The organism is Bacillus sp. CGMCC 1.60114 (assembly GCF_042676365.1).
GTDB classification, from domain to species: domain Bacteria; phylum Bacillota; class Bacilli; order Bacillales; family Bacillaceae_G; genus Bacillus_A; species Bacillus_A rhizoplanae_A.
The window spans coordinates 1-1,719 of the sequence record NZ_JBHTHG010000119.1 but is presented as its reverse complement, the minus strand read 5'-3'; the positions used below and the strand labels follow the sequence as shown (position 1 = coordinate 1,719).

At 52.7% G+C, this 1,719-nt stretch carries 17 tRNA genes; all 17 read right to left on the bottom strand.

Annotation, left to right across the window (positions count from 1 at the left end):
• Positions 1 to 24: 24 nt before the first annotated feature.
• Positions 25 to 101: transfer RNA gene (locus ACFQZ1_RS25495), tRNA-Ile, on the bottom strand.
• A gap of 10 nt (positions 102 to 111) precedes the next feature.
• Positions 112 to 182: transfer RNA gene (locus ACFQZ1_RS25490), tRNA-Trp, on the bottom strand.
• 3 nt (positions 183 to 185) lie between these two features.
• A tRNA-Thr gene (locus ACFQZ1_RS25485) sits at positions 186 to 261 on the bottom strand.
• 160 nt (positions 262 to 421) lie between these two features.
• Positions 422 to 497: transfer RNA gene (locus ACFQZ1_RS25480), tRNA-Phe, on the bottom strand.
• Positions 498 to 507: 10 nt separating this feature from the next.
• A tRNA-Asp gene (locus ACFQZ1_RS25475) sits at positions 508 to 583 on the bottom strand.
• 2 nt (positions 584 to 585) lie between these two features.
• Positions 586 to 662: transfer RNA gene (locus ACFQZ1_RS25470), tRNA-Met, on the bottom strand.
• A gap of 28 nt (positions 663 to 690) precedes the next feature.
• Positions 691 to 783, bottom strand: a tRNA-Ser gene (locus tag ACFQZ1_RS25465).
• Positions 784 to 801: 18 nt separating this feature from the next.
• Positions 802 to 877 (bottom strand) — tRNA-Ala (locus ACFQZ1_RS25460).
• A gap of 14 nt (positions 878 to 891) precedes the next feature.
• Positions 892 to 965, bottom strand: a tRNA-Pro gene (locus ACFQZ1_RS25455).
• A 9-nt stretch (positions 966 to 974) separates the two neighbouring features.
• Positions 975 to 1,048, bottom strand: a tRNA-Arg gene (locus ACFQZ1_RS25450).
• Between the two features lie 3 nt (positions 1,049 to 1,051).
• Positions 1,052 to 1,140: transfer RNA gene (locus ACFQZ1_RS25445), tRNA-Leu, on the bottom strand.
• Positions 1,141 to 1,154: 14 nt separating this feature from the next.
• Positions 1,155 to 1,229, bottom strand: a tRNA-Gly gene (locus tag ACFQZ1_RS25440).
• 29 nt (positions 1,230 to 1,258) lie between these two features.
• A tRNA-Leu gene (locus ACFQZ1_RS25435) sits at positions 1,259 to 1,339 on the bottom strand.
• 17 nt (positions 1,340 to 1,356) lie between these two features.
• Positions 1,357 to 1,432: transfer RNA gene (locus tag ACFQZ1_RS25430), tRNA-Lys, on the bottom strand.
• A gap of 5 nt (positions 1,433 to 1,437) precedes the next feature.
• A tRNA-Gln gene (locus tag ACFQZ1_RS25425) sits at positions 1,438 to 1,512 on the bottom strand.
• Positions 1,513 to 1,517: 5 nt separating this feature from the next.
• Positions 1,518 to 1,601 (bottom strand) — tRNA-Tyr (locus ACFQZ1_RS25420).
• A 16-nt stretch (positions 1,602 to 1,617) separates the two neighbouring features.
• Positions 1,618 to 1,693: transfer RNA gene (locus ACFQZ1_RS25415), tRNA-Val, on the bottom strand.
• Positions 1,694 to 1,719: the final 26 nt, after the last annotated feature.

The window sequence follows — 1,719 nt, the reverse complement described above, 5'->3', positions numbered from 1 at the left end:
CTACCACTGAGCTACTGCGGAATATGGTGGGCCTAAATGGACTCGAACCATCGACCTCACGCTTATCAGGCGTGCGCTCTAACCAGCTGAGCTATAGGCCCATATTTCTTACAGGGGCAGTAGGAATCGAACCCACACCGGAGGTTTTGGAGACCTCTGTTCTACCTTTAAACTATGCCCCTAAGTGGTGCCGGCTAGAGGACTTGAACCCCCAACCTACTGATTACAAGTCAGTTGCTCTACCAATTGAGCTAAGCCGGCATTATTATATATAAAACTTGCTGTTTTTAATTTCTTTTGTCGTCCCAGCCTCAGTGAGTATCACAAGTAGCATCTCGGCTGGTACGCTGAAGATTATTCAGCGATGTTTGCGCGGGCGTGCTCTACCAATTGAGCTAAACCGGCTAGTTTACAAAAAAAATGGTGGCTCGGGACGGAATCGAACCGCCGACACGAGGATTTTCAGTCCTCTGCTCTACCGACTGAGCTACCGAGCCTTTATGTAAATGGCGGTCCCGACCGGGGTCGAACCGGCGATCTCCTGCGTGACAGGCAGGCATGTTAACCACTACACCACGGGACCATTGGTTGCGGGGACAGGATTTGAACCTGCGACCTTCGGGTTATGAGCCCGACGAGCTACCAGACTGCTCCACCCCGCGATGATATAATATTCTTTTAAATAAAAAATGGAGGAGGTAGAGGGATTCGAACCCCCGCGCGACTCTCGCCGCCTGTCGGTTTTCAAGACCGATCCCTTCAGCCGAACTTGGGTATACCTCCGTATATATGAAGCTTTAATGGTGGAGCCTAGCGGGATCGAACCGCTGACCTCCTGCGTGCAAGGCAGGCGCTCTCCCAGCTGAGCTAAGGCCCCATTTTTTAAAACTATCGGGAAGACAGGATTCGAACCTGCGACCCCCTGGTCCCAAACCAGGTGCTCTACCAAGCTGAGCCACTTCCCGTTAATAAAGCGCGCCCGAGAGGACTCGAACCCCTAACCTTTTGATCCGTAGTCAAACGCTCTATCCAATTGAGCTACGGGCGCATATGGTGCCGAGGGCGGGGGTCGAACCCGCACGGTGGTCACCCACCGCAGGATTTTAAGTCCTGTGCGTCTGCCTGTTCCGCCACCCCGGCGTCATATTGAAAATTGGAGCGGAAGACGGGATTCGAACCCGCGACCCCAACCTTGGCAAGGTTGTATTCTACCACTGAACTACTTCCGCAAGACATATATGACTTATTCAATTAAAAGTGCGGGTGAAGGGAGTCGAACCCCCACGCCAAAGGCGCCAGATCCTAAGTCTGGTGCGTCTGCCAATTCCGCCACACCCGCATATTTCATTTTAAAAATGGTGAGCCATGAAGGACTCGAACCTTCGACCCTCTGATTAAAAGTCAGATGCTCTACCAACTGAGCTAATGGCTCTTAAATGGCTGGGCTAGCTGGATTCGAACCAGCGCATGACGGAGTCAAAGTCCGTTGCCTTACCGCTTGGCTATAGCCCATCAAATGGTGGAGGGGGGCAGATTCGAACTGCCGAACCCGAAGGAGCGGATTTACAGTCCGCCGCGTTTAGCCACTTCGCTACCCCTCCGACATTTAAATATATATGGTGGAGGATGACGGGATCGAACCGCCGACCCCCTGCTTGTAAGGCAGGTGCTCTCCCAGCTGAGCTAATCCTCCATTTGCCTGGCAACGTCCTACTCTCA